The organism is Streptomyces sp. NPDC001270, assembly GCF_042896695.1.
Taxonomy (GTDB): Bacteria; Actinomycetota; Actinomycetes; order Streptomycetales; family Streptomycetaceae; genus Streptomyces.
In genome coordinates this window covers 23,536-49,836 of record NZ_JBIAXM010000049.1, presented here as the reverse complement: position 1 = coordinate 49,836, position 26,301 = coordinate 23,536, and the positions used below count along the sequence as shown (strand labels likewise).

24 protein-coding genes and 1 pseudogene are annotated in these 26,301 nt (G+C 72.4%); 13 read left to right on the top strand and 12 right to left on the bottom strand.

The annotated features are described in order from the left end of the window. The 3 genes and pseudogenes from ACFY2B_RS42030 to ACFY2B_RS42020 all read right to left on the bottom strand — a co-directional run. A partial coding sequence (locus ACFY2B_RS42030; protein ID WP_390768345.1) for a glyceraldehyde 3-phosphate dehydrogenase NAD-binding domain-containing protein occupies positions 1–524 on the bottom strand: 524 nt, incomplete at its 3' end. A 103-nt stretch (positions 525–627) separates the two neighbouring features. After that, positions 628–1,584 (bottom strand): GlxA family transcriptional regulator, encoded by a 957-nt coding sequence (locus tag ACFY2B_RS42025; RefSeq protein WP_390768344.1) that lies wholly within the window; start codon positions 1,582–1,584, stop codon positions 628–630. A gap of 80 nt (positions 1,585–1,664) precedes the next feature. Beyond that, a pseudogene (locus ACFY2B_RS42020) lies at positions 1,665–2,428 on the bottom strand (nucleotidyltransferase domain-containing protein). Positions 2,429–2,549: 121 nt separating this feature from the next. Between ACFY2B_RS42020 and ACFY2B_RS42015 the strand changes: the two are divergent. After that, on the top strand, positions 2,550–3,308 hold the full coding sequence (locus tag ACFY2B_RS42015; protein WP_390768343.1) for a class I SAM-dependent DNA methyltransferase: 759 nt from the start codon (positions 2,550–2,552) through the stop codon (positions 3,306–3,308). 56 nt (positions 3,309–3,364) lie between these two features. Here ACFY2B_RS42015 and ACFY2B_RS42010 read toward each other — a convergent pair whose 3' ends face one another. From ACFY2B_RS42010 to ACFY2B_RS42000, 3 genes are all read right to left on the bottom strand, one after another. Beyond that, on the bottom strand, positions 3,365–3,874 hold the full coding sequence (locus tag ACFY2B_RS42010; protein WP_390768346.1) for a GNAT family N-acetyltransferase: 510 nt from the start codon (positions 3,872–3,874) through the stop codon (positions 3,365–3,367). Between the two features lie 118 nt (positions 3,875–3,992). Continuing rightward, entirely contained in the window at positions 3,993–5,345 is a 1,353-nt protein-coding gene (locus ACFY2B_RS42005; protein ID WP_390768342.1) for an AAA family ATPase, read from the bottom strand. A 277-nt stretch (positions 5,346–5,622) separates the two neighbouring features. Further along, positions 5,623–6,387 carry a GntR family transcriptional regulator gene (locus ACFY2B_RS42000; RefSeq protein ID WP_390768341.1) on the bottom strand — a complete coding sequence of 255 codons (765 nt, stop codon included), beginning with the start codon at positions 6,385–6,387 and terminating at the stop codon, positions 5,623–5,625. A 445-nt stretch (positions 6,388–6,832) separates the two neighbouring features. Between ACFY2B_RS42000 and ACFY2B_RS41995 the strand changes: the two genes are divergently transcribed. The 7 genes from ACFY2B_RS41995 (at position 6,833) to ACFY2B_RS41965 (ending at position 14,482) form a co-directional block, all read left to right on the top strand. Next, the gene (locus ACFY2B_RS41995; protein WP_390768340.1) at positions 6,833–8,323 is read left to right on the top strand and encodes a glycoside hydrolase family 3 protein; all 1,491 of its coding nucleotides are present in this window, start codon (positions 6,833–6,835) and stop codon (positions 8,321–8,323) included. Between the two features lie 323 nt (positions 8,324–8,646). Further along, on the top strand, positions 8,647–9,678 hold the full coding sequence (locus tag ACFY2B_RS41990; RefSeq protein WP_390768339.1) for a phytanoyl-CoA dioxygenase family protein: 1,032 nt from the start codon (positions 8,647–8,649) through the stop codon (positions 9,676–9,678). Further along, a complete protein-coding gene (locus ACFY2B_RS41985) occupies positions 9,675–11,006 on the top strand; it encodes a DUF6271 family protein (RefSeq protein ID WP_390768338.1) in 1,332 nt (443 codons plus the stop codon). The genes ACFY2B_RS41990 and ACFY2B_RS41985 overlap by 4 nt, the downstream gene beginning before the upstream one ends. Then, positions 11,003–12,214: a type III PLP-dependent enzyme gene (locus tag ACFY2B_RS41980; RefSeq protein WP_390768337.1), complete on the top strand. Its 1,212-nt coding sequence runs from the start codon at positions 11,003–11,005 to the stop codon at positions 12,212–12,214. The genes ACFY2B_RS41985 and ACFY2B_RS41980 overlap by 4 nt, the downstream gene beginning before the upstream one ends. Continuing rightward, positions 12,211–12,744, top strand: a complete 534-nt coding sequence (locus ACFY2B_RS41975) for a GNAT family N-acetyltransferase (RefSeq protein ID WP_390768336.1) — start codon at positions 12,211–12,213, stop codon at positions 12,742–12,744. The genes ACFY2B_RS41980 and ACFY2B_RS41975 overlap by 4 nt, the downstream gene beginning before the upstream one ends. Further along, the gene (locus ACFY2B_RS41970; RefSeq protein ID WP_390768335.1) at positions 12,744–13,958 is read left to right on the top strand and encodes an MFS transporter; all 1,215 of its coding nucleotides are present in this window, start codon (positions 12,744–12,746) and stop codon (positions 13,956–13,958) included. The genes ACFY2B_RS41975 and ACFY2B_RS41970 overlap by 1 nt, the downstream gene beginning before the upstream one ends. Before the next feature lie 95 nt (positions 13,959–14,053). Then, on the top strand, positions 14,054–14,482 hold the full coding sequence (locus tag ACFY2B_RS41965) for an SRPBCC family protein (RefSeq protein WP_390768334.1): 429 nt from the start codon (positions 14,054–14,056) through the stop codon (positions 14,480–14,482). Positions 14,483–14,533: 51 nt separating this feature from the next. On the opposite strand, the gene ACFY2B_RS41960 is transcribed toward ACFY2B_RS41965, so the two are convergent. Continuing rightward, positions 14,534–15,070, bottom strand: a complete 537-nt coding sequence (locus tag ACFY2B_RS41960; protein WP_390768333.1) for a PhnD/SsuA/transferrin family substrate-binding protein — start codon at positions 15,068–15,070, stop codon at positions 14,534–14,536. A gap of 205 nt (positions 15,071–15,275) precedes the next feature. Between ACFY2B_RS41960 and ACFY2B_RS41955 the strand changes: the two genes are divergently transcribed. Beyond that, positions 15,276–16,076, top strand: a complete 801-nt coding sequence (locus ACFY2B_RS41955) for an aminoglycoside adenylyltransferase domain-containing protein (protein WP_390768332.1) — start codon at positions 15,276–15,278, stop codon at positions 16,074–16,076. A gap of 10 nt (positions 16,077–16,086) precedes the next feature. On the opposite strand, the gene ACFY2B_RS41950 is transcribed toward ACFY2B_RS41955, so the two are convergent. Then, positions 16,087–17,064 (bottom strand): LysR family transcriptional regulator, encoded by a 978-nt coding sequence (locus ACFY2B_RS41950; protein ID WP_390768331.1) that lies wholly within the window; start codon positions 17,062–17,064, stop codon positions 16,087–16,089. Between the two features lie 226 nt (positions 17,065–17,290). Here ACFY2B_RS41950 and dnaE point away from each other — a divergent pair, with 226 nt between their 5' ends. Both dnaE and ACFY2B_RS41940 read left to right on the top strand, forming a co-directional pair. After that, on the top strand, positions 17,291–20,887 hold the full coding sequence (gene dnaE, locus ACFY2B_RS41945; RefSeq protein WP_390768330.1) for a DNA polymerase III subunit alpha: 3,597 nt from the start codon (positions 17,291–17,293) through the stop codon (positions 20,885–20,887). Further along, complete coding sequence (locus ACFY2B_RS41940) at positions 20,884–21,246, top strand: DUF6300 family protein (RefSeq protein ID WP_390768329.1); 363 nt, start codon at positions 20,884–20,886, stop codon at positions 21,244–21,246. The genes dnaE and ACFY2B_RS41940 overlap by 4 nt, the downstream gene beginning before the upstream one ends. A gap of 42 nt (positions 21,247–21,288) precedes the next feature. Here the strand turns inward: ACFY2B_RS41940 and ACFY2B_RS41935 are convergent, their stop codons facing one another. Both ACFY2B_RS41935 and ACFY2B_RS41930 read right to left on the bottom strand, forming a co-directional pair. Next, a complete protein-coding gene (locus tag ACFY2B_RS41935) occupies positions 21,289–22,227 on the bottom strand; it encodes an SDR family NAD(P)-dependent oxidoreductase (protein ID WP_390768328.1) in 939 nt (312 codons plus the stop codon). Between the two features lie 51 nt (positions 22,228–22,278). Next, entirely contained in the window at positions 22,279–23,166 is an 888-nt protein-coding gene (locus tag ACFY2B_RS41930) for an SDR family NAD(P)-dependent oxidoreductase (RefSeq protein WP_390768327.1), read from the bottom strand. A 260-nt stretch (positions 23,167–23,426) separates the two neighbouring features. Between ACFY2B_RS41930 and ACFY2B_RS41925 the strand changes: the two genes are divergently transcribed. Next, the gene (locus ACFY2B_RS41925) at positions 23,427–24,659 is read left to right on the top strand and encodes an FAD-dependent oxidoreductase (protein ID WP_390768326.1); all 1,233 of its coding nucleotides are present in this window, start codon (positions 23,427–23,429) and stop codon (positions 24,657–24,659) included. Here the strand turns inward: ACFY2B_RS41925 and ACFY2B_RS41920 are convergent. After that, positions 24,656–24,913: a hypothetical protein gene (locus ACFY2B_RS41920; RefSeq protein ID WP_390768325.1), complete on the bottom strand. Its 258-nt coding sequence runs from the start codon at positions 24,911–24,913 to the stop codon at positions 24,656–24,658. The genes ACFY2B_RS41925 and ACFY2B_RS41920 overlap by 4 nt on opposite strands. Between ACFY2B_RS41920 and ACFY2B_RS41915 the strand changes: the two genes are divergently transcribed. Next, on the top strand, positions 24,912–25,430 hold the full coding sequence (locus tag ACFY2B_RS41915) for an adenylate kinase (RefSeq protein WP_390768324.1): 519 nt from the start codon (positions 24,912–24,914) through the stop codon (positions 25,428–25,430). The two genes, ACFY2B_RS41920 and ACFY2B_RS41915, sit on opposite strands and share 2 nt — an antisense overlap. A 66-nt stretch (positions 25,431–25,496) precedes the next feature. Here the strand turns inward: ACFY2B_RS41915 and erm are convergent, their stop codons facing one another. Beyond that, positions 25,497–26,288, bottom strand: coding sequence for a 23S ribosomal RNA methyltransferase Erm (erm, locus tag ACFY2B_RS41910; RefSeq protein WP_390768323.1), 792 nt, complete (start codon positions 26,286–26,288; stop codon positions 25,497–25,499). Between the last annotated feature and the right edge of the window lie 13 nt (positions 26,289–26,301).

Sequence of the window (26,301 nt, the reverse complement as noted above, 5' to 3'; positions counted from 1 at the left end):
ATGAAACCGTGCTCGATGCCGGCGAGCCCGTCGAGCACCGAGGCCAGCGGTGCGAGGGCGTTCGTCGTGCACGAGGCGTTCGAGACGATCGTGTGTGCGGCCGGGTCGTAGGCGTCGGTGTTGACGCCGAAGGCGAGCGTGACGTCGGCGCCGTCCGACGGGGCGCTGACGAGCACCTTCTTCGCGCCCGCGTCGAGGTGGGCACGGGCGGCCTTGGCCGAGGCGAAGCGGCCGGTCGCCTCCAGTACGACGTCCACGCCGAGTTCGGCCCATGGCAGCTTCGCCGGTTCGCGTTCGGCGAGCACCTTGATGCGGCGGCCGTCGACGACGAGGGTGTCCCCGTCGACGGTCACCGGGCGACCGAGCCGTCCGGCCGTCGTGTCGTAGGCGAGCAGCCGCGCGAGCGTGGCGGGCTCCGTGAGGTCGTTGACGGCGACGATCTCAAGCTTGCTGTCGCGTTCCAGCAGAGCGCGCAGCACATTGCGTCCGATGCGGCCGAATCCGTTGACGGCGATACGGGTCATGATGGGCTTCCCTTCGTCTCCCGGTCAGCCTCGCCCACGGCGGCCCGCTACGACACCGGCGGGAGTGCCATGGTTCGCAAGGATCTTGCCATGCGGCGGCGGGCTACTCGCCCTGGGTGAAGGTGCGCCGGTATTCACTCGGCGTGGTGCCGAGAATGCGCTGGAAGTGCAGCCGGAGATTGGTGCCGGTGCCGAGACCGACGTCGACGGCGATCTGCTCGACACTCCGCTGCGAACGTTCGAGCAGTTCCCGGGCGAGATCGATACGGGCGCGCATGACCCACTGCATCGGCGTGTACCCGGTGTCCTCGACGAAACGCCGGGAGAACGTGCGGGGGGAGACCGCCGCGTGCCGGGCGAGCACTTCGAGGGTCAGGTGCTCGTCCAGCCGGTGCAGGGCCCACTCGCGGGTGGCGGCGAACCGCTCGCCGAGCGGTTCCGGCAGGCTGCGCGGCACGTACTGGGCCTGGCCGCCGCTGCGGTAGGGGGCCGCGACCAGCCGCCGGGCCGCGTGGTTGGACGCCGCCACGCCGAGGTCGCGGCGCAGGATGTGCAGACACAGGTCGATGCCGGAGGCAGCCCCCGCGGATGTCAGCACATCGCCCTCGTCGACGAACAGCACGTTCTCGTCGACCTGGACGAGCGGGTGCTTCGCCGCGAGCGCCCGCGTGTAATGCCAGTGTGTCGTGGCCCGTTTGCCGTCGAGCAGGCCCGTCGCGGCGAGCGCGAAGGCGCCCGTCGAGATGGCGGCGAGCCGCGCGCCCCGGTCGTGGGCGGCGACCAGGGCGTCCACGACGGCCCGCGGCGGGTCGTCACGGTCCGGGAAGCGATAGCCGGGGACGAAGGCGATGTCGGCCCACGCGAGCGTGTCGAGGCCGTGCGCGACGTGGTACGAGAGCCCGTCGCCGCCGGTCACGAGGCCCGGCTCCGCGCCGCACACCCGCACCTCGTAGGGCATGCTCGCGCGGGTCGTGAACACCTGCGCGGGAATCCCGACGTCGAGCGGTTTCGCCCCGTCGAGCACGAGGACGGCGACGCGATGCAGACGGGAGGGTGGCACGGGGCCAGGGTACGTGGGTGAGCGGGACCGCTCCGGCACCGCGGCCACGCGGCACCGGGCCGCGGCCCGCTGCCGGGCCGCTACGGGCGGTGGCCGGCCACCACGTCCTCGATCGCGCGGCGGAGGAAGACCCGGGTGAGTTCCGCTCGGCGCGAGGCCCACGGTGCGGGGGCGGGGGCGGGAGCCGGCGGACCGTACCGGCGTCGCCTGATGTCCTCGACCACGTCCGCCGGGGCGTTCAGGTCCCTCAGCACGTCGAGGGCCTCGGACTTGGTGATCAGCCGTCCGGTGCGCAGCGTGACATGCGCCCGGGCCAGGGTGAGCAGGCCCAGGTCGACCCAGATGTCCCGGAGCCACCGGTCCGGGTGGTCCAGGGCGGGGTGCCAGAAGGACGAGAGGTCGTCGACGACGAAGTCGGCGAGTTGGCGGTCCGTGACGGGTGGCAGCAGCCCGGCAGGCGGCGGCCCGTGCAGGACCTTGCCGAACCGGAGCAGTTCGCAACGGGTCACCGCGGTGACCGGTCGGCGCATCAACTCCTCGTGCGCCAGGTGAGATGGCGGAGGGTGTGGTCGTCCCACGTGTCCGCCACGACGTAGCTGCAGTGCAGCGCGGACGCCGCCGGGAAGGCTGTCGCCAGGTCCCGGTGGAGGGCGGCCACCTGCTCCTCCTCCCGGGCCGTGCACGGCTCGGCGAGCACCGCGATCAGGTCGAGGTCGCTGATCCCCGGCCGGTGGTCGCCACCGGCCAGTGAGCCGTGCGCCCATACGGCGGTCAGCGACGGCAGGGCGCACAGGGCGCCGACGAAACGGTCGAGAAGTTGCTGGGTCACCTCGTCTGTCACCAGGCCAGTGTTCTGCGCGGCGGCCCGCGCGGACAAGCGTGCTCCGTCACCCGTGGCGGTCCGGTGCCCGTCGCCGGTGGATATTCCTTGGACATCGGCCCGGCGGGGCGCCAACGTTGGGGGAATGCAGGAGGAGACGAGCGGACCGCAGCAGAGCTACGACGCCGACACCGCCCAGCGGTATGACACACCGGGTACCGGCATGTTCGCGCCGGAGGTCCTGGCGCCGACCGTGGAGCGCCTCGCCGGGCTCGCGGGTGACGGCGCGGCCCTCGAATTCGCCATCGGCACCGGTCGGGTGGCCGTCCCGCTCGCGGCGCGCGGCGTACCGGTCACCGGCATCGAGTTGTCACCGCCGATGGCGGCGCGCCTGCGCGCGAAGGCGGACGAGGCGACCATCCCGGTGGTCATGGGGGACATGGCGACCACCGTCGCCCCCGGCGCATACACCCTCGTCTACCTGGTCTACAACACGATCTCCAACCTGCTCACCCAGGCCGAGCAGGTCGCGTGCTTCCGCAACGCGGCCCGCCACCTCGGGCCCGGCGGCCGGTTCGTGATCGAGCTGTGGGTACCCGAACTGCGCAAGCTCCCGCCGGGCCAGGCGGCCACCGTCTGGCACTCGGAACCCGGCTATCTGGGCCTGGACACCTATGACGTGCTGCGCCAGCGAGTCGTCTCCCACCACTTCCACTTCGACGAGACCGGTCAGGCGCGGCTGGACCGCAGTCCGCACCGCTACATCTGGCCGGCCGAGCTGGACCTCATGGCCCAGTTGGCCGGGTTCGAGCTGGAGGCCAGGCACGCGGACTGGTCGGGCGCCGAGTTCACCGACGAGTCACGTTCGCATGTGTCGGTCTACCGCCTTCCGCAGCAGGCGTAGTCACCGGGGGCGGGGCGGAGGCCGCGGCGACGCGGCCCGTCCGCACCGTGCCGTCCTCAGACCAGATCCGTGCGCGGAGTGATGGCCCAGTGACGGGTTCTCAGGACGCGGCCCGCGAAGGTGACGTCGACCTCCGAGACGAACCGGAAGCCGACCGAGCGGCAGATGCCGTTCGACGCCGCGTTCCCCGTCGCCGGGAAGGCGTGCACGACACCCCACCGGTCCTGGTCCCGGGCCTGTTCGAGCAAGGTGCGCACGGCGCGTTTGGCCAGCCCCTGCCCCTGGAACTCCGGCAGCACCATCCACCCGATCTCGGAGACCGGTCCGCTCCCGCCGTCATGGGACCAGAGCGTCACGGTCCCCGCCACCACGTCCGGGACGTCCGGATCGGGGATGATCATCTTGAGCCAGGCGAGGTCCGCCGCGGCCTGCCGGGCGTCCCGCCGGACCTTGTCCGCCATGCCTGCCCGCGGCAGGGGGCCGCCCAGGTCGGCCATCATGACGGGATCGCACCGCATCCGAAGGTACGCGTCGACGTCGTCCACCGAGACGTTGCGCAGTTGCACGGGCACCTCCCTGGCTCCTCCGGCGATGGTGCCATGCCCCGGTGACACGCTCACCGGGGACCGCGCGGCGGGCGGTTCGGACCCGGCCCGTGGGGCCGTGCGGGGCGGACCGCCGGGTTCATGTGACGTGGCGCAGCCGCTGGATCCGGTGCTGGGTGCGCCCCGTCTGGCGGGGGAGCCAGACATGGCCCGCCGGGCGGCCGTCGTCCGCCGGGCCCGCGCAGCAGTGCGCCACGTACAGCCGCACCGAGTCGTGCAAGCGGTAGCGGACCTGGCCGTTCCCGCAGACCTCGCTGACATACGTGACCTGGCGGTTCAGCAGTTCGTCGAGGAGGTCCACGGCCAGTTGCCGGGACGGCGCGGCACGGCCGGTCACGTCGTCGACGCCGAAGTCGCCGCGCACCGCGCCGAGCCGGCGCAGCGACGCCGCGACGGGGGCGGGTAACACCTGGTGGCAGGCCGCCACGCTCGCCTGCAGCGACAGGTCTCCGACGCGCAGGAACGGCATGCGGTTCCGCTCGTCCACCAGCCGGTCGGCGAGGTCGTGGAGTGTCCGGTGCGGCCGTGCCGACAGCCACAGGCCGGCGATGTGCAGGGCCAGTGGCAGCCGTCCGCAGGAGCGCACGATGCTCGTCGCGGCCGACGGCTCCGCGCGGGTGCGCACGGTCCCCACCAGGTCCTCCAGCAACTGGTGGGCGTCCCGGGCGCCGAGCGCCCCGATCAGGTGCCGCACCTGCCCGGACAGCGCGGTCAGTTCACGTCGCGCGGCGACCAGGACCGCGCTGCGGGCGTCGTCCACCAGCAGCGGCCGCACCTGCGCCTCGCTGTCCACGTTGTCGAGGACCACCAGGACATGTCTTCGGCTCAGCGTGTCCCGCAGTTGGGCTCTCGCCTCCTCCGGGTTCTCCGCGGCGGGTACGCCGCCGAGCGAGCGCAGGATGCGGCGTACGAGCTTGTCGGGCGTGAACGGGTCGGTGGCCGCCGGATGCAGATCGACGAAGACCTGCCCGTCCGGGAACAGATCGCGTACGCCGTGTGCCACCTCCAGCACCAGGGAGGTCTTTCCCGCGCCGGGAGGTCCGACGACGACCGCGGGCCGGCCGTGGCCGCGGGCCGGTCGCGTGGCGAGGTGGGCCCGCAGGGAGGTGACGGTCCGCTCCCGCCCCACCAGCCGGCCGACCGGGGCCGCGGGCAGTTCCGCGGGCAGCAGCCAGGACGGCCGCTCGGGCCGGTTCTCGGTGCGGGGTGTGCGCAGCAGCCGGGCCACCTCCGTGGGGGACAGGCCGAGGGCCTTGGCGAGCAGGAGCAGGGACTGCTTCCGGGGCCGTGCGGTGTGGCCGGTCTCCAGGTTGCGGATGGCCCGCACGCTGAGCCCCGATTTCTCCGCGAGGTCCTCCTGGGTGAGGCAGGCGGCCTCGCGCGCGTTGACCAACGCCGCCGCCAGCGCGTCCACCGTGCTTGTATCGCTCACTTCACGCCCATTTCGTCGTTCGGTGCTGCCCCGGCGTCCGGACGCCGGGCGGGTGGTGAGCCCGCGGGGAGCCGCCTGGTGCTCGCCGTGCGGGGAGGTGCGTCGGGTCTGGGGCCGGGCAGGACCGTCTCCAGAGCGAGGTCGGTGAAGGGGGAGGGAGGACGGGACGTCGGCGGCGTCCGTGCACGTGCGGAGCCGGGGAGTCGGAAGGGGGACCGCGTGGCGGCGTGGTGGGGGCCGGGGCGGCGAGCGGTGACGGGCCGAGTCCGCCGGGCGGTCAGCCCGTCGGCGGCGTCAGCATCACCGTGAACTTGTAGCGGGAGCCGCGGTACACCGAGCGGACCCATTCCACCGGTGTGCCGTGCGCGTCCCGGGAGTGACGGGACAGCAGCAGCATCGGCAGGCCCACCTCGGTGGCGAGGAGCGCGGCCTCGCGAGGTGTGGCGAGGGAGGTCTCGATGACCTCCTCGGCCTCGCCGAGGTGTACGCCGTACACCTCGGCGAGAGCGGTGTACAGCGACCTGTACCTGGCCAGCGAACCGTGCAGTTCGGGGAAGCGCCGGGCGGACAGGTGGGTCGTCTCGATGGCCATGGGCTCGCCGTTCGCCAGCCGCAGCCGCTCGACGCGCAGCACGCTCTCGCCGGTGGTGACGCCGAGCAGGCCCGACAGCTTCTCGTCCGCCTCGACATGACGGACGTCCAGCACCCGCGAGGCGGGTTCGAGGCCCTGGGCATGCATGTCCTCGGTGTGTGAGGTGAGCAGGAGGGTGCGGTAGAGCTTGGGCCGGGCGACGAACGTCCCCTTGCCCTGGACGCGGTCGAGCCGGCCCTCGCCCACGAGTTCCTGCAGGGCCTGCCGGACCGTGGTGCGAGAGGTGTCGAGCCGGAGGGCGAGCAGTCGCTCGGCGGGCATGCGGGAGCCGGGCTTCAGCGCATCCGTGATCTCCAGCACCTGCTGCTTGATCGTGTAGTACTTCGGGACGCGCGCCGCGCGGCCGGGCGCGGCCCTGCGGAGCGGGCTGCTGCTGACGTCGGTGGTCATGGACTGCCTTCCCGGCTCGGTCGACGGACCCCGTTATAACCTCCAACCGGTCTATGGTCTAGTCCAGATGAAGAATGCGGTCCGCGGCCGTGTCCGGTACGACTTTCTTCGCCAAATGGTCGAGTTCGACCCCCTGGTGACCTTGACGCTGCCCAAAAGTCTAGGCCAAGCTCCCTCATGCAGGTCTACACCATTAGCGTGACGGGTTGTGCCGGCACGCGGTGGCGGCGTGCGCGGTCCACCGCCGGGAGCGGGTCGGTGGCAGCCCCGAGGGAGGAGGAGGCGCCGCGCGGTCCGGCCATCGCGGTGGTGTGCCCTGTGCCGTCCGGTCGCCCATCTGACTTCTTCCCACCCGATTTCTGAGTCTTCTGCAAATTTTTCCACCTCTGCAACACGCGGCTCCGTCCGGCCTGCCCGACGGCGCCGTGAAGGGATGACGCTTCCGATGATCACTGTTGCCACCGGTAACGAGACCCTCACCCGCGATGCCCTTGCGGTACTGCAACCGGGGTTCGCCGGCACCGCGGCGCCGGACTGGGTGCGCCGGCGGGTCGGAGAAGGTCTGGCCTCCGTGGCCCTGTTCGGCCGCAATGTGGTCAGCGAGGAACAGGTGGCCGCCCTCACCGGCCAGTTGCGGTCGGAACGGGACGATCTGCTGGTGGCCATCGACGAGGAGAGCGGCGACGTCACCCGCCTCGACGTGCACACGGGCTCCGCGTTCCCCGGCAACCACGCGCTCGGCGCGGTCGACGACCCGGACCTCACCCGGCGCGTCGCCCGCGAACTGGGACGGCGGCTCGCCGGCTGCGGTGTCAATCTCAACTGGGCGCCGTCCGCGGACGTCAACGCCAACCCCGACAACCCGGTCATCGGCGTACGCGCCTTCGGCGCGGACACCGAACTGGTGGCGCGGCACACCGCGGCGTACGTCCAGGGCCTGCAGTCCAGCGGTGTCGCGGCGTCGACCAAGCACTTCCCCGGGCACGGCGACACCAATGTGGACTCCCATCACGCCGTCCCGCGCATCGACGTCGACGAGGAGACGCTGCACCGGCGCGAACTGGTGCCGTTCCGCGCTGCCATCGAGGCCGGTACGAAGGCCGTGATGAGCGCGCACATCCTGGTCCCGGCACTGGACCCGGAACGCCCCGGGACCCTGTCGCACCGCATCCTCACCGGCCTGCTCCGCGACGAACTGGGCTACGACGGACTGATCGTCACCGACGGAATCGAGATGCGGGCCATCTCCGAGGCGTACGGCCTGGAGCACGGGGTGGTGCTGGCGATCGCGGCGGGCGCCGACGCGATCTGCGTGGGCGGCGGCCTGTGCGACGAGGGCACCGTGCTGAAGATGCGCGACGCCCTGGTGGCGGCCGTCGTCAGCGGCGAACTCCCGGAGGAACGGCTCGCCGACGCCGCCGCCAGGGTGCGCAGGCTGGCCCACTGGACCGTGCAGGCGCGGCGGACCGCGCGGGCGGAGGCGGTGGCGGACCCGGAGGTCGGACTCGTCGCCGCGCGCCGCGCGCTCAGCGTGCGGTGCGAGACGGCCGCGCCCGCGGTGGACGGGCCCGTGTACGTCGCCACGTTCAGTCCCGAGCCGAACATCGCCGTCGGGGACGTGACCCCGTGGGGAGTCGCCGCTGAACTGGAGCGACTGCTGCCGGGCACCGTCAGCGGCTGCTTCACCGGGGCGGACGCGGGCACCGCGGCGCTGGCGGCGGCCCGGGACCGGCGGGTCGTCGCGGTGGTCAGGGACGAGCACCGGCACCCGTGGATGCGCCGGGCGCTGGACATGCTGCTCGCCGCCCGCCCGGACACGATCGTGGTGGAGATGGGCATCCCGCAGTCCACTCCGCGCGGCGCCCTGTACATCGCGACGCACGGGGCCGCCCAGGTCTGCGGCGCGGCCGCGGCCGAGCGGATCGTCGCGGGCTGACCTCGAACCCGCCACCGCCAGGGGCCCCGCGGCACGGCCGTGCCGCGGGGCCCCTGGCGGCATGCCCGTACCACGGCGGTGTTCGCCACCCCCGCGCCGCAGCGCAGGCGGCTGCGGCGGGCCGGCCGCGGACCGGACGGCCGCCTCGGTCGCCGTCGCCCCGACCACCGGCAGTTCGCAGGCACTTGGCGGCAGCTTCGGCCGGAGCGCGTTGACACCGGCAAGTGGTCTAGTCCAAGTTGAGGGAACCTCAGTTCGATCATCGTGGCGATCTGGGGTTCAGCCACTCGGCCGCTGAAGAACTCGATCCCTGGAGTGATTGCATGCCGACGCCTGCCCCCTATCTGTACCGCGCCGCTTCCGAGCGCCCCTACTTCAGCGCGGACGGCGAGACCTACCTCGCCCAGACTCCGCTGAGACACATCGACAAGTCCCGGCCGCTGCGCGTGCTGTCCGAGCAGGACTACGCCTTCTGGCAGACGTACGGATACGTCGTCGTCCGGAACGCCATCTCGCCGGGCGCGGCGAAGAGCCTGCTCGAATTCGCCTGGGAATTCCAGGGCCTGGACCCCGACCGGCCCGAAACCTGGTACGAGGAGCGCGAGTTCCGCTCGGACCTCGACCGCGACCTGCACGTCTACGGCTTCGTCGAGGCGTACCACCACCAGCTCATCTGGGACAGCCGGCAGACCCAGCGCGTCTACGACGCCTTCGTCGACGTCTGGGACTGCGAGGAGCTGTGGGTCACCCTCGACCGGCTCAACCTCAACCCGCCCAACCGGGGCAACCGGTCCCGCTCCCTCATCGCACCCACCGACGAGGGCTTCGACATCGAGCTGCACTGGGACGTCGACACCACCCTCGCGGTGCTGCCGCAGCGCGTGCAGGGCATCATCGCCCTCAACGACACCCAGCCCGAGCTGGGTGGCTTCCAGTGCGCGCCCGAGCTGTTCCACCGGTTCGAGGAGTGGCGGCCGGCGCAGCCCGCGGACCGCGATCCGATCAGGCCCAGGATCGACCGCGCGGAGTTCCCGGTCGTCCGTCCCGAACTCCAGGCCGGCGACCTGCTGATCTTCAACGGCATGCTGGCGCACGGCGTGGCGCCGAACAGCTCCGACAACGGTGTCCGGGCCTGCCAGTACCTGTCGATGATGCCCGCCCTGGAGGAGCACGAGACGCTGCGGAACTCGCGGGTCGAGTCGTGGCGGACCCTGAGTACCCCGGACTGGAACGCCACCCTGCTCGGCGACGCGCACAAGCCCGAAGCGCTCCGTTACGGCGCCGCCACCCTCGACGGCCTGGGCCGGAACCTGCTGGGCCTCGACCCCTGGAGCGGACGGGCGGGCGCCGAGTGAACCGCGCGAGTCGCCCCGACCGGATCTGCCTTGCCCTCCCCACGAACCGTGAGTGCTCCGCCACCATCGCCGCCATCGGCGAGGAGGCGGCGTACGCGGCCCGCCGCTTCGGCGTCGAGGTCCACCTGCTGATCCTCGACTCCGCCGACGATGCCACCCGGTCCGCCCACGCCCGCGCCGTGGCGGACCTCCCGGCGGCGGCGAACGTCGTCGTGCACCACGTCGACGAGGCGGCGCAGCGGGACTTCCTGCGGAGCGTGATCCAGCGGTCCGGCGCCGCCGAGCCCGAGACCGTGCTCCGGCTCCTGCTGCCGGCCGACGTCTCCTACGGCGCCTGCACCGACCGGGTCTTCCTGATCGCTGCCGCGCTCGGCTGCCGGTCCGTGCACCGCAGGGACTCGGACAGCACCTACCAGGTGCTGGACGGCGCCACGGTCTTCCCCGTCCACCACGAACTGCTGTCGCTGGGCAAGACCGCCGCCGAGGCGTCCGAGGGCGTGACCGAGACACTCCTCGATCCGGTCCTCACCCCGCGGACCGTGTCCATGGTGGGTTCCTCCTTCATCGGCGAACTGTCCGTCGACATCGGCGAGATCGCCCGGCTCGACAAGGGCGTCTACCACGACGTCGTGAGCCTGTGGGCGCCCGTCGACTGGCCCGACGAGAGCAAGCGGCAACTGGTCGAGGAGTCGTTCACCGGCGCCGGGTCCGCCCCGTTCACCGGGGACCACTCGACGCTCACCGTGGTCGACCCCATGCGCGTCGACATGTGCAACATCAGCTTCGACCACGAGGTGTACGAGCGCGTACCGCTGCCGCCGGCGACCAGCACCATCGGCAGCGACTACTTCCTCATCCACCTGGTCCACGACGCCGCGCTGCCCGGTGTACTGCACAACCGCACCATCGAGAACTTCTACACCCCGGAACGCCGCACCGACGCCGGGTTCACCGCCTACCAGACGCGGTTCGTGAAGTTCCTGCTGTCCATGCTGTACTTCAACTTCGTCTACGCCAGGATGGCGGCGGCGGGCGACACACTGCTCGACGGCCAGGGGCACGTGCGGCCCGACACCGTCGTGGCGTTCCTGCGCGAGAGCACCGGCCAGGACCGCTCCGAGAACGTGTGGCGACTCGACCGCGTCGACACCTCCTACCGCAAACTGGGCGGCCGGTACGAGGCGTTCGCCGACCAGTTGGCCACCCGGCGCGACCAGCTCCTCGACGAGGCCGAACGGGACATCGAGGAGTTCGCGCTGCTGACCGGCGCCTGGGCCCCGCTGGTGGCGGCGGCCGGGGACCACGGGTTCGGGAGCGCGGGCGGGTGAACGCTCAGCTGCCCGCGCGGCTGGCGTCCGCCCTCGCCGCCGCGACGTCGGACCGCATCGTCTTCGACCTGACCGGGATCGAGGGCCAGTACGACCAACTGGTACGGGAACTGCCCGGAATCGCCGTGCGCTTCGCGCTCAAGGCGTGCCCCGTCGAAGAGGTGCTGAACTGCCTCGCCGGCCGCGGCGCCGGCTTCGACGCCGCCAGCCCCGCCGAGATAGCCCAGGCCCTGGGAACCGGAGTGCCCGCCGACCGGATCCACTACGGAAACACCGTGAAGTCCGACGCGGACATAGCCGAGGCGTACCGGCTCGGGGTGCGGACCTTCGCCACCGACAGCCTCCAGGACGTCGCGGCCATCGCCGCGCACGCGCCCGGCTCCCGGGTCTTCTGCCGGCTCACCACCAGCGGCGAAGGAGCCCTGTGGGGCCTCGGCCGGAAGTTCGGCTGCGGGCAGGACGCCGCCGTACGGGTACTGACCGCGGCACGGGCGGCCGGCCTCGTACCGGCCGGACTGTCCGTGCACGTCGGCTCGCAGCAGATGACGGCCGACGCCTGGCGGCAGGCGTTCGACTTGCTCTGCGACGCGATGGCCGCGCTCGGCGCGGCGGGCATCGTGCTGGATCACGTCAACCTCGGCGGGGGACTGCCCGCGCTCGGCTACCTCGACCGGCAGGGCCGCCCGCTCGAACCGCCGCTGGACAAGATGTTCGCCGTCATCCGCGACGGCATGGAACAGCTCAGGAACCTCAGCCCCGCCCCCCTCGGCTTCGTCATCGAGCCAGGCCGCCACCTGGTGGCCGACCACGGCGCCATCCGCGCGCACGTGTACCGGCTGACCACCCGGGAGCAGCCGGGCGGTGAGACGGCGCACTGGCTGTACCTGAGCTGCGGCAAGTTCAACGGCCTCTACGAGATGGACCAGCTCCGCTACCGCCTCGTCTTCCCCGGCCACCCCGGCGGGGACCGGGTGCCGGCGGTGATCGCGGGACCCACCTGCGACAGCGACGACGCCTACGGCACCCGGCACCAGGGAACACCCGTGCCCGCGGCCGTCGCCTCGGGGGACCCCGTGTGGATCCTGTCCGCCGGGGCCTACGCCACCAGCTACACCACCCGGGGATTCAACGGATTCCGCCCGCTGCCCCACACCTGGACGCGCGACGGACACGAGGGCCCCGTCAAGGCCGTGGAGGGGACGCGGTGACCGGCCACCCGCTGCGCATCCGTACCGTCGCCGACGCCGACTGGCCGCACGTCGCCGCCCTGGAGGCGGACGCCTACGCGGGCAGTTCGCTCACGGAGGGCCAGGCCGCCCTGGAGTCCAGGGGCCGGATCTCGCCCGGCACCTGCTTCGTCCTCGACCTCGACGACCGGATCGCGGGCTATGTGCTCGCCCTGCCCTACCCGATGTTCCGTTACCCGGACCTGAGCCGGCCGGAGGAGCTGACCTTCCACACCCGCAACCTTCATCTGCACGACATCGTCGTCGCCGCGCCGCTGCGCGGCAGGGGTCTCGGGCTGCGGCTGCTGCGCCATCTCACGGACGCCGCCGCCACGCGGAGGTACGAGCGGATCTCCCTGGTCGCCATCGACGGGATGGAGGGCTTCTGGCGGGCCCACGGCTACCGGCCGCATCCCGAGGTCCACGTCCCGCCGGGGTACGGCACGAACGCCGTCTACATGTCGACAGGGGTGCACGCGAGCCGGGCCCTCGAAGGGGAGGAAGCGGGTTGATGAACGGGTTCCGCGCCGGTGCCGAGGCACGCCGCGCCAAGTGGGCCATCGCCGCACTGTTCTGCATCCTCGGCTTCCAGTACGCCACCTGGGCGGCACGGCTGCCCACGCTGAAGGCCCGGCTCGGCCTGTCCGAGACGGAGCTGGGCCTGCTGCTGATGGCCTGCGGCGCGGGGGCCGCGGCCTCCTTCCCGCTCGTCGCGTACCTCATGCGGCGGCTGGGCTCCCGGCGGCTGGCCCTCGCGTCGGCCCTGCTGCTCGCGGCCGTGCTGGTGCTCCTGTCGGTGGTGCCGAACTATCCGGTGGCCCTGCTGGTCATCTGCTGCGACGGCGTCGGCGTGGGGGCGCTGAACGTCGCCATGAACGCGCAGGGCGCCGCACTGGAGACGAAGTTCCAGCGCACCGCCATGGCCCAACTGCACGCCACGTTCAGCGCCGGACTGCTCGGCGCGGCCCTGCTGGCGTCCGGGGTGAACCTCGTGACGTCGGCCCTCACCGCGCACTTCGGGGCCGCCGTCGTCCTGCTGGTGCTGCTGCTCGCGTACGCCCGGCCGGGACTGCTCACCGACGGGGAGCCGCAGCCGGCCGAGGCGGCGGGCGAAGCCCCGGGCGCGCAGGCACCCGAGGGCGCGAAGAGGCGCCGCCCGGCGCTGACCGTGCCGTCGCGCATGACGCTGTGGATGGGGTGCGCCATGGTGTTCGGCACCGTGACCGAGGGCGCCATGAACGACTGGTCCGCGCTCTACATGAAGGACGTCGCGAAGGCGTCCGGGACACTCGCGCCGATGGGCATCGCCGTCGTCTCGGGGATGATGCTGGTGGCCCGTGTCTTCGCCGACCGCTGGCGCACCCGGTGGGGCGACGGGCGCGTCGTACGCGTCGGCAGCGCGGTGGCCGGCATCGGGCTCGCGCTCGCCCTGCTGGCCGGCGGGGTGGTGCCCACGCTGGCCGGTTTCGCCTGCGTGGGTCTGGGCGCGGCGGCCGTCACGCCGTGCGTGTACGTCGCCGCGGCGGCGAAGGGCTCCGACGCCCTGGCGCTGGTGGCCGCGATGGGCACCACCGGACTGCTCGTCGGCCCGGCCCTGATCGGCTTCATCGCGGGCGCGGCCGGACTCGTCCCGGGCATGGCAGCGGTGGCCGTCTCGGCGCTGATCGTCTGCCTGTCGGCGACGCGGATCCGGTGGGGCTCCCTCGTCCCCGCGGCCGCGAAGTGACCGAAGGACAGGCCGGGCCGCGGGCCGGGGCCCGCGGTCCGGCCGGGTCCGATTCGTTCAAGAAGACCGTCCGTCGGCCCGCTACGGTCGCTGCCATGGACCACATCCGCGGGGAATCCCGTCACCTCGGCATCCATGTCGACCGTCCCGTGGCGGCCGTCTACGCCTATGCCTCGAACCCGGCCAACCTGCCCGCGTGGGCACGCGGGCTGGGCGAGTCCATCGAGGAGACGGACGGCCGGTGGGTCGCACCGTCCTCCCCGATGGGCCGCGTCGTGGTGGCCTTCGTGCCCGCCAACGACCTGGGCGTCCTCGACCACGACGTCACGCTGCCCTCGGGGGAGACCGTCCACAACCCGCTCCGCGTGATCCCGGACGGCACCGGCAGCGAGGTGGTGTTCACCCTGCGCCGCCGGCCGGGCATGAGCGACGCCGGGTTCCAGCGGGACGCCGACATGGTCGCCGCCGACCTGGCCCGGCTCAAGGACCTGCTGGAACGTACCGGGACCGGCTGCGGGACGTGACCACGCCGGCCGGACCCGGCGGCCCCGGCGCCGCCCGATCGGGCGGCGCGGTCAGGCGGTTGTGCGGCCCCCGGCCAGGTCGAGGGCGATGCCGGTGATCATGTCCTCCTGGCCGCCGACCATCTTGCGCCGTCCGACCTCGACCAGGACGGCCCGGGTGCTGGAGCCGGCCTTGGTGAAGCCGACCGAGCGGTAGCCGGGGTCGCCACCCTTCTCCGGGACCGGCGCGGCGACGGTCTTCATGCCGACACCGCTGTCCTTGGCGACGACGCAGGACAGCGGACCGTAGAAGGCGACGTCGGCCTTGTGGGCGCGCTGGGCCTCGATGACCGCGGCGTAGTTGGTGGCCTTCTGCACCTCGACCTTCTTGCCGGTCTCGTCCTCCAGTAGCTTGATGACGGCCGTATAACGCTGGGCGAGGGAGGTGGAGTCCTCCGAGGGGATCGCCGCGATCACCAGCTTGTCGGGGTTGCGGCCGCCCGCTGCGCTGTCGCCGCTGGACGCGGCGCTGGAACCGCTGGCGGTCACGGCGGCGAGGGGCAGCAGGACGGAGACTGCGGCCAGAGGTGTGCGGAATCTGCTGGGCATGGGGTGAACAACCTTCTGTACGGACCGCGTGCGGGCGCCGGTGCCGTACCCAACATCGGCAGGGCAGGTGAGACGGCCAACGCCGCAGGGTTACAGGCCCCTGAACGGTGAGCCAGCCGCTCAGAAATTTGCCCCGACAAGCCCGGCCGGGCGACCCGCCGCGGCACGGCACGGCGGGACGGCGGACGGCCTGGATACTGGCCGTGTGATCCATGCGCTCGAAGAGCCGCGCGCCGTCCCCGTCGAGGTCCGCGCCTACCTGGCGGAACTCGTCCGGCGCACCGGCGCGGTGTGCGGACCCCGGCTGGTGAGTGTCGTCGCGGTCGGCTCCCTGGCGCTGGGCGACTACCGGCACGGGCGCAGTGACGTCGACGTCACCGTCGTGGTCGACCCGTCACTGCCGGAGCGGTCCCCGCGCGAGCTGGCGTCGGCCCTCGCCCACCCACGCCTGCCCTGCCCGGCGGCGGGGCTGGAACTGGTGGTCTACCCGGCGGATCGCGTCGCCGGACCGGCCGTCGGGGCCGGATACCTGCTGGACCTGAACACCGGCGCGCTGCTGCCCGGCAAGGCGTGCTTCGACGCCACGCGGTCCCCGTCCTTCTGGTACGTCATCGACCGCTCCGTCGCCCACCAGCGCGGGCTGACCCTGTACGGCCGCCCGGCCCGCGAGGCGATCGCCGCGCCGCGGCGATCGGACCTGCTCGCCGCGATCCGTGCCTCCCTGCGGGAGCACTGCGACGGCGAGGGCCACCTCGCGGACAACCGGGTCCTCAACGGCTGCCGCTCGGTGGTGTTCTGCCGCACCGGCAACTGGGCGGCCAAGCGCCGGGCGGCGCGGGAGATCGCCGCGGCCGCCGCGGAGTTCCGGCCGCTCGTCGAAGCCGCGGTGCGCAGCTTCGAGCGCCCGCGCGCGTCCGCGCTGCCCCTGCCCGCCCCCGAGGTACGGGCCTTCCTGGCCTGGGCGGCGGAGCGCGTCGACGAGGCCGCTGGGGCGGCCGGAAGCTGAGGGACCCGGGTCAGCGGGGCTCCGGACCCCGGCGGTCGTCCGCCTGCCGCGGCGGGCGGTGCCGGGCCCACCGCGGCGTCCAGACGCCGGTGCCGGGACGGTTCGGCCGCCCGGCGGCCACATGGTCGCGCAGCGCGGCGAGGGCGGGGTGTCCGTTGCGGCGGTGCCAGAGCAGGGAGTGCGGGTAGACCGGGGTGGGGCGGTGCAGCGGGATGCGCCGCAGGTCGTAACCGGCCGGCCAGACCAGGGGCGTCCGCTCGCTGAGGAAGGTCGCCAGCGTCGTGGACGCCGCGATCGTGTCGAGCAGGGCCTCGATGCCGAAGTCGGGTCCGGCCGTCTCGATGGTCGGGCCGAACTCGGCGGCCAGCGCGTCGTAGTACGCGGTCCACTCCGTGCCGGGCACGTTGCCGGGCATCCAGATGCGGCGGCCCGCCAACTGCGCGGGGGTCAGCGCGGTGGCGGTCGCGAACTCGTGGGCGGGGCCGGTGAGCAACTGGAGCGGTTCGTCGTAGACCGGTACGGCCTCGATGTCGTCGGGCAGCCGCAGACCCGGCATGGCGATGGCGCGGAAGGTGGCGTCGACGGTGCCCGACCGGAGGGCGGCGACGGCCGTGTCCGCGTCGAAGAGAGTCATGACGTCGAGCGCGATGCCGGGATGCGCCCGGTGGAAGTCGTGCAGCAGACCCGCCAGTGACAGCCGGCGGCCGACCACGTCGACGCGCAGCGCACGCCGGCCGGGACTGACGGCGGCGGTCGCCCGGTCCCGGGCGTGCAGGAGATCGCGGGCGTGCGGCAGGAACACCTGTCCGTCGACGGTGAGCCGGGTTCCGCGGGCCGTGCGGGTGAACAGCCGCACCCCGAGTTCGTTCTCCAGCGACGCGATGCGCTTGGAGACCGCCTGCTGGGTGAGGGACAGATCGACGGCCGCCCGCTGGAACTGTCCTGATTCCGCGACCGCGACGAAGGTGCGTACAGCGTTGAGGTCCACATCGTCCACCCTAGTCACACAACAGTCAGTTGTGACTCGCCGGTGCGAGGTTGTTTGATCCGGCGCCCGGAGGCTCGCTTTGATGGACCAGTCACAAATCTTTGACGCGCAGGTCGTCGGGCCGAGATCCCTGATCGCCGACATCGAACAACCCTTGGTTGTGCAAGCCCGCCGACCTTCGTGGCCCCGCTCACCCGACCTCCTTCGATGCGGAGATGACTGACCCGTGCCGGACTCCTTCGTACATCTGCACAACCACACCGAGTACTCGATGCTTGACGGCGCGCAGAAGCTCCAGCCGATGTTCGCCGAGGTGAGCCGGCAGGGGATGCCCGCGATCGCCATGAGCGACCACGGAAACATGTTCGGCGCGCATGAGTTCGCGCGGGTCGCCAAGGACTTCGACGGCGTCCGGCCGGTCATCGGCATCGAGGCGTACGTGGCGCCCTCGTCCCGGTTCAACCGGAAGCAGGAGTTCTGGGGGCCTGGCGGCCGGCGTGCCGTGAGCGAGGACGGGGAGGGCTCGAAGGACGTCTCCGGCGGCGGCCGGTTCACGCACATGACCATGTGGGCCCGTACTGCCCAGGGCCTGCGCAACCTGTTCTGGCTCAGCACCCAGGCCAGCTACGAGGGCCAGTTCCCGGCCGGCAAGCCGCGCATGGACCGCGACCTGATCGCCCGTCGGCCGGAGGGCGTCATCGCCACCACCGGCTGCCCCTCGGGAGAGGTACAGACCCGGCTGCGCCTCGGCCAGTACGCGGAGGCGAAGGCCGCCGCGGCGGCCTACCAGGAGATCTTCGGCCGGGAGAACTACTTCCTGGAACTGATGGACCACGGCCTGGCCATCGAGCGGGACGTCCGCGCGGGCCTCATCCGCCTGGCCGCGGAACTGGACCTCCCGCTCCTCGCCACCAACGACGCCCACTACGTCACCGAGGACCAGGCCGACGCCCACGACAACCTGCTGTGCATCGGCGTCGGCAAGAACAAGGACGCCCCCGGGCGGTTCCGCTTCAACGGCTCCGGCTACTACCTGAAATCGGCCGCCGAGATGCGTGAACTGTTCGCGGAGCTGCCGCGGGCCTGCGACAACACCCTGCTGATCGCCGAACGCATCGAGTCCTACGACGAGGTCTTCGACCACGTCGACGAGATGCCGCGGTTCCCCGATGTGCCGCCGGGCGAGACCCAGGAGTCCTGGCTGCGCAAGGAGGTCCACAAGGGGCTGGTCACACGCTACGGAGACCCCGTGCCCCGGCACGTCCTCGACCGGTTCGAGACCGAGATGGCGGTCATCGGCCCCATGGGCTTCAGCTCGTACTTCCTGGTCGTCGCGGACATCTGCCGCCACGCACGGGACAACGGGATCCCGCTCGGACCCGGCCGCGGCTCGGCCACCGGCTCCCTCGTCGCCTACGCCACCCGCATCACCGAACTCTGCCCGCTGGAACACGGCCTGCTGTTCGAACGGTTCCTGAACCCCGAGCGGATCAACCCGCCGGACGTCGACCTCGACTTCGACGACCGCCGGCGCGACCACATGGTCCGCTACGTCATCGAGAAGTACGGCGACGGGTACACGGCCCTGGTCAACACGTTCGGCAAGATCAAGGCCAAGAACGCGATCAAGGACTCCTCCCGCATCCTGGGCTATCCGTTCTCCCACGGCGAGCGGATCACCAAGGCGCTCCCGCCCGACCAGAACGGCAGGTCCGTCCCGCTGGACGCCCTCTTCGACCCGTCCCATCCCCGGTTCGCGGAGGCCGGGGAGATCCGCCGGATGTACGACGCCGAGCCCGATGTGCGGCGGGTGGTCGACACCGCCCGCGGAGTGGAGGGGCTGACCCGCGGCACCGGTGTGCACGCCGCAGCGGTGATCCTGTCCAAGACGGAGCTGACCGACCGGATCCCGCTCCACCTGCGCGCCTCGGACGGCGCCCGGATCACCGGGTTCGACTACCCGTCGTGCGAGGCCATGGGCCTGGTCAAGATGGACTTCCTGGGACTGCGCAACCTGGGCGTCATCGACCAGGCCATCGAGAACATCCGCGAGAACCGGGGCGTCAGCCTCGCCACCGTCGACCCGATGGACGGCGACCCCGCCACCGTCGTCATCCCCCTGGACGACGCCAGGACCTACCGGCTGCTCGCCGAGGCCAACACCCTCGGCGTCTTCCAGCTCGACGGCGGCGGCATGCGGGCCCTGCTGAAGCTGATGGCACCCACCCGGTTCGAGGACATCGCCGCGGCCAACGCCCTCTACCGGCCCGGTCCCATGGCGGCCAACGCACACACCAACTACGCGCTGCGCCAGAACGGCAGACAGGATCCCACCCCCATCCACCCGGAGCTGAAGGAGGCCCTGGACCCGATCCTCGGCTCCACCCACCACCTGCTCGTCTACCAGGAACAGATCATGGCCATCGCCCGGCAGCTGGCCGGCTACACCCTGGGCGGCGCGGACATGCTGCGCCGCGCCATGGGCAAGAAGAAACCCGAGGTCCTGGCCGCGGAATGGGAGAAGTTCCACGGCGGCATGCGGGCGAACGGCTTCTCCGACGAAGCGGTCAAGGCGCTGTGGGACGTGATGCTTCCGTTCTCCGGCTACGCCTTCAACAAGTCCCACACCGCTGGCTACGGACTCGTCTCCTACTGGACCGCCTACCTCAAGGCGAACTATCCGGCCGAGTACATGGCCGCCCTGCTCACCTCGGTGGGCGACGACAAGGACAAGGCCGCCGTCTATCTGGCCGACGCCCGCAGGAACGGCGTCCGTGTGCTCCAGCCCGACATGAACGCATCCGTGGCCGAGTTCACCGCCGTGGGCGACGACGTGCGCTTCGGCCTGCGGTCCGTGCGCAACGTCGGCGACGGCGTCATCGAGGCCGTCATCGACGCCCGCCGCCGGAAGGGAAGGTTCACCTCCTTCGCCGACTTCCTGCACAAGGCCGAACTGCCCGCGTTGACCAAGCGGGCCGTGGAATCCCTGATCAAAGCCGGTGCGTTCGACAGCCTGGGGCATTCCCGCAAGGGCCTGGCCGCCGTCCACGAGGACGCCGTCGACGCGATCATCCCGGTGAAGAAGGCGGCGAGCCACGGACAGGACGACCTCTTCGCCGGGCTCGGCGGCGAGGCGGGCGGCGCCCCGTCCTTCGGCCTCGACCTGCCCGTCGACGACACGGAGTGGCCCCGTCGCCAACTGCTGTCCACCGAACGCGAGATGCTCGGTCTCTACGTCTCCGCCCATCCGCTGGACGGCGCCGAGCACATCCTCGCCGCGGCGCGGGACTGCACCGTCGCCGAACTGCTCGCCTCCGGCCGCACCTCGGGGGAGGTGCGGCTCGCGGGGCTCATCACCGGCGTCCAGCGCAAGGTGACCAAACAGGGCAACGCGTGGGCCGTCGTCCAGCTCATGGACCGGGACGCCGCCGTCGAGGTGCTGTTCTTCCCGGCCGCGTACCAGTTGGTGCAGCACGCACTGGCCGAGGACCACGTCATCTCGGTCACGGGCCGGATCGAGGACCGTGACGGCACCCTGAACGTCTTCGGCAGGGAACTGGGCGTGCTGGACGTGTCCTCGGCCGAGCACGGCGGCCGGCCCCCGGTCCGCCTGGCGCTGCCCGCCCACCGGATCACCGCCCGCCTGGTGAGCGAGCTGAAACGCATCCTCACCGAGCATCCAGGCGACACCCCCGTCCACCTCAGCGTGCGCGGCGTGCGCGGGACCACGGTCTACGCCCTGCAGGCCAGGGTGAACGCCGCCACCCTCGCCTCCGACGTCAAGGGCACGTTCGGCGCCGAAGCCTGGACGGGGGTCGCGTGATACCACGGGCGGGTCGGCCGGTCCCGGTCGGACTGCGGAACTCGCGGACCCCGCCCTGCCCCCGGTGCGCGGCCCCGGTGGCCCTCGTCGTCCGGTATCCGCACACCTGGCGCAACCGCGCCGGGGCACGGGTCGACGGACTCAAGGAGACGGCGCTGTGCGGCTCCTGCGACCGGGACGAGCCGGTCGCGGGCCGGCTGCTGTCGCTGCTCGCCCGGAGCGCCGGGACGAGCGGGGCCCACCTCGACGAGGCGGTCGGCGGGCTCCTGCTGGACTGGCTCGACGCCGTACGCGCCCGGGTGCCGTGCGCCGCGGACCTCGGCGCGGAGGAGGCCCGGTGGCGGGCCGGCACCCTGTGAACCAAGGCCGGCCCGGGTGAACCCAACGGGACCCGCGGGGACTCAGGCGGACCGGTCGTGGCTGCCGAGCAACTCCTCGGACACCGTCCACAGACGCCGTGCGCCCGCGGGGTCGACGGCGTAGCGGGCCACGCCGTGGAGAGTGCCGGTGCGCCGGTCGACGACCTCGCTCTCGTTGCAGTCGCTGAAGTAGCGGCCGCCGACGCCGTCCAGAAGGGGTGAGGTGGCCAGCAGGACGGAGGTGGCGGCACCCTGTTCCACCGTCTTGATCAGTTCCGCCGGGACCCGGCCGCTGCCCCGGCCGCCGGTGTGACGCTGGAGGTTGGTGTAGATGGCACCCGGCATCAGGGCATTGGCGGTGATGTTGTCCGCGGCCCACCGGCGGGTCGCCTCCACCGCGAAGAGGACGTTGGCGGTCTTGGACTGACCGTAGGCGAGCCACGCGTCGTACGGGCGGAAGGCGAAGTTGATGTCGTCCCAGACGATGGGGGACTGCTGGTGACCGGTGGAGCTGACGACGACGATCCGGGCGGCGCCGGCGGCGGCCAGCGCGTCGTGCAGGGCGGTGGCCAGGGCGAAGTGACCGAGGTGGTTGGTGGTGAACTGCCACTCCCAGCCCTGCTCGGTGTACCGCTCGGGGCAGGCCATGACACCGGCGTTGTTGACCAGGATGTGCAGCGGACCCCGCCAGCCGGCCGCGAGGGCGTCGGCCGACGCGGGATCCGTCAGGTCCAGACGGGCGACCCGCACCTGCTGGTTGCCGGTCGTCGCGGTGATGTTCTTGGCGATCCGCTCGCCCGCCGCCACGTCCCGCACGGCCAGGGTGACCGCCGCGCCGGCGGCCGCCAGCGCGCGCGCCGTCTCGGCCCCGAGGCCGGAGGAGGCGCCGGTGACCAGTGCCTGGCGGCCGGTGAGGTCGATGCCCGCCGCCACCTCGGCGGCCGTGCTGGCGAAACCGAACGGGGTGGTGATAGCGCTCATGGGTGAACTCCTGCAGTGCTGTGTGCTGAGGCGTGTGGGCCGGCCGCGCGGTCAGGGGGTGAGCATCCGGTCCTGCTCCCCCGGAGGGGTGCCGTCGCGCCAGGGCAGGGCCTTGCCGAAGCGGACCAACTGCCCGTGGAGGGCGGGGTCGACGTGCTCGGCGAAGATCAGGTCGAGCACCGGCTCGGCGGCCTCGGCGGGCGACTTCGCCCGGCTGAAGTCGCTGAACCAGGGGCGCGAGGTGGGGGTGTCGACCATGCCGGGGCACACGGCGGCGATCAGGGTGCCGGTGGCCAGGTCGTGCGTACGGCGCTCGTCGGCCACCGCGCGGACGGCGGCGACCTGGGCCACCTTCGAGGGCACGTTCAGCCAGCGCGGCCAGCCGGCCTCCGCCGCGGTCCCGTGGTGGACGGCGCTGCGCCAGGACTCGACCGCGTACTCGACCTGGTCGAGGCTCGCGCCGTCGAACAGGTGACGCAGCCGCGGATCCAGGTGGCCGAGGGTGCCCAGGGAACTGGCGACGACGATCAGCCGGCCTCCCGGGCGCAGTACGGGGCCGAAGGAGCGCAGCACGGCGTGGGTGGCGGTGTTGGACACGTCGATGAACTCATCGGCACGCTCCGCCTGCGACTCGTCGGGCAGCAGCCGGGCGACCGCGTTGGAGACGACGATGTCGATCCCGCCGTACCGCGCCGCGAGTTCGTCGGCGAGGTGGGCGATGGCGTCGGTGTCCGTGACGTCCAGCACCCGTCCCTCGACCCGGGCGCGACCGCCGGGCGACCGGGCGATCCCGTGGGCGGCGTCCGCCACGCGCTCCGGATTGCGGCCGGTGAGCAGTACCAGGTCCGCGGGGGTCAGGCGGGCGGCCAGCCCCTCGACGAGGGCGCGGCCGAGCCCCTGGTTGGCGCCCGTGACGAGGGCGATGCGCGCAGCACTCATGCCTGCCACGCTAGGAACGCCCGGTCCATGAGTCCAACGAAAGTTCGGCACGGTCGGTATGCGTGATCGTCATGGATCTGAACGTGTGCCGGACCCGTGGTGCCGAGTCGGGCCCGCGCCCCGGGCGGGCCGGGCGGCTCCATGGGGCTGGTTCCGGCCGAACTCGCTTCGGTGGCTCGTTCCGACTGCCGAGCGGCGGCCCGGCGAGTATTCTATTCATTGGATGATGAATTACTGCTCTCCGGAAAGGCAGGGCCGTGATGGAACGGACCACGTGTTGTGTCGTGGGCGGTGGTCCCGCGGGCATGGTGCTCGCCCTGCTGCTGGCCCGGGCCGGCGTCGACGTGACGGTCCTGGAGAAGCACAACGACTTCCTGCGCGACTTCCGCGGCGACACCGTGCACCCCTCGACGCTGGCACTCCTGGACGAACTGGGCCTGGCCGAGAAGTTCGCCCGGCTGCCGCAGCGCCGGCTGCGCACCGTCCAACTGCCCGCGGGGCCGGGCCGCCCGCAGATCACCGTCGCCGACCTGTCGGTGCTGCCCGGCCCGTACAACTACGTGGCGATGGTGCCGCAGTGGGACCTCCTTGACCTCCTCGCCGACGAGGCCCGGCGCGAGCCCGCCTTCCAGCTGCGGATGGGCACCGAGGCCACCTCCTTCCTGGTGGCACGCGGCCGGGTGACGGGAGTGCGCTACCGCACCGAGGACGGCCGGACCGGAGAACTGCGCGCCCTGCTCACCGTGGCCTGCGACGGCCGCTCCTCACTGGCCCGCTCCCGGCCGGAGTTGGGCCTGCGTCACTACCGCTGCCCGATGGACGCCTGGTGGTTCCGGCTGCCGCGACAGGAAGGGGACCCCTGCGGGTTCGTCGGCGCCGCGGGCGAGCGGTTCCTGACGGCGATGATCGACCGCGGGGACTACTGGCAGTGCGCCACGATCATCCCCAAGGGCTCCGACGCCCGGCGCCGGGCCGCCGGTCTCGACCGCTTCCGCGCCCAGTACGCCGCCGCCGTCCCCTGGATCGCGGACCGCACGGACCGGCTGCGCTCATGGGACCAGGTCAAGCTCCTCGACGTGCACCAGGACGGACTGCGCCGCTGGCACCGCCCCGGGCTGCTGTGCATCGGCGACGCCGCGCACGCGATGTCCCCGGTCTTCGGCATCGGCATCAACCTCGCCGTGCAGGACGCCGTGGCCGCGGCGCGGCACCTGGTGGGACCGCTGCGCCGCGGGCGCGTGGGCCTGCACGACGTGCGTGGCATCCAGCGCCGCCGCCGTCCCACCACGATCGCCACCCAGCGGCTCCAGCGCCTGGCCCACGCCCACCTCATCGCCCCCGTGCTGCAAGGGCGACCGCCCATGGGCGACGCGCGGCGGGCGCGGCGCGTGGCCGGCCTGTTGGCCTCGTCGCGCCTGGTGAGCCGGCTGCCCGCCTACTTCATCGGATACGGAGCCCTCCGCGAGCGTCCACCGCGCAGCGCGCTGCGCTAGCCCCAGGGTGCCGGCCGTACGGTGTGCGCCCGCGCACGGAGCACCGCCACCGAGGCGACGTCCCGGGCGGCGGCCGGCACGGCGTCGGACGGGGCCGGCGCACAGGCCTTGGACGAGGTCGGCGGGTGGGCAGCGGCGCTGCCGCTCGCAGCCGTCGGCCGCTCGTAGCCGGTGGCCCCGCGCGGCCGTCGTCCGGTACTGGCCCGGTCCGCCCCGGGGGCCGCCGCCAGGGCGGCGGTAGGGTGCACCTCCATGGAACGGATCTTGGTGGTAGGTGTCACAGGTGCGGGCAAATCCACCCTTGCCCGGACGTTGAGCAGCCGTCTCGGCATCCCCTACCACGAGATGGACGCACTGTACTTCGACGGCCCCGGCTGGTCCGTGAACCCCACCCTGACCGACGACGTGGCAGCGCTCACCGCCGGACCCCGCTGGATCTTCGACTCGCTCGGCTATCCGGAAGTGCGCGACCTGCTGTGGGAACGGGCGGACACCGTCATCTGGCTCGACTACCCGAGAAGGGTCGTCATGCCGCGTATCCTGCGCCGGTCCATCCGGCGGACGGTGACCCGGGAGGCGCTCTACGGCGGCAACCGGGAGACCTGGTCCGACTGGCTGAGCCGGCAGCACCCCGCCTGGTGGGCCTGGTCCCAGCACACGGCCCGCCACCAGGAGGTCGAACGCCGCACCCGTGACCCCCGGTTCGCGCCGCTGGCGACACACCGCTTCGGCCGCCCCGGCGCGGTGGCGGACTGGCTGGCGGCCCTCTGAGCCGGCCCGGGCCGCACACCACGCACCGCACCTCCGCATCCTCGGCGGACCTGTCCCGCCGCTGGACTATCCGTGGTCCGGCGGCGGTCGACGGACGACCGTGAACAACTCCGCCCACTGCCGGGCGGACAGGTCGCGCGGCAGCGGCGTACTGCCGAACCGCTGTGCGGCGAGCCAACGCCGGACGGCGTCCGCGCGGTGCGGCGGGGCGAGCCGCGGCAGGATCTGGCGCAGGCCGTGCCCGCGGCCGGTGAAGACGGCGTGCACGAACCCCTGGTAGGCATGGCGCGCGGCCGGCGCGAGCAGCGGTTCGGACAGCCGGCGGACGACCATCAGGCCGGCGTCGACGCCCGGCCGCGGGGTGAACGCGGCGCAGGGCACCCGGCGTTCGAGGGTGAACTCGTACCACGGCCACCACTGGGCGGTCATCATCGTCGCGCCCCCGACGCCGGCCCGGCGGCGGGCCACCTCCCACTGGGTCACCAGAACCGCGGTGCTCCAGCGCTCGGCGTGCATGAGGCGGCGCAGCATCGCGGTGGTCAGGTGGAACGGGAGGTTGCCGACGACGGTGTGCGGGAAGCGGGGGAGCCGGTAGCGCAGGAAGTCCTCGTGGACGACCGTGGTCGTATGGGGATCGACCCGGCCGCCCAGCGAGCGCGCCTGCCCACGGTCCAGTTCGACCGCGGTGATGGGCCGCCCCAGCGTCTGCAGCGGCAGTGTCAGGGCCCCGCTGCCGGGACCGATCTCGACGATCGGTCCGTCGGTGCGGGAGACGAGCCCGACGATCGCGTCGATCACGCTGTTGTCGGTGAGGAAGTTCTGGCCGAACTCGTGTCGGCCGTGACGGTAGGTGGGCACGGTTGGTTCGCTC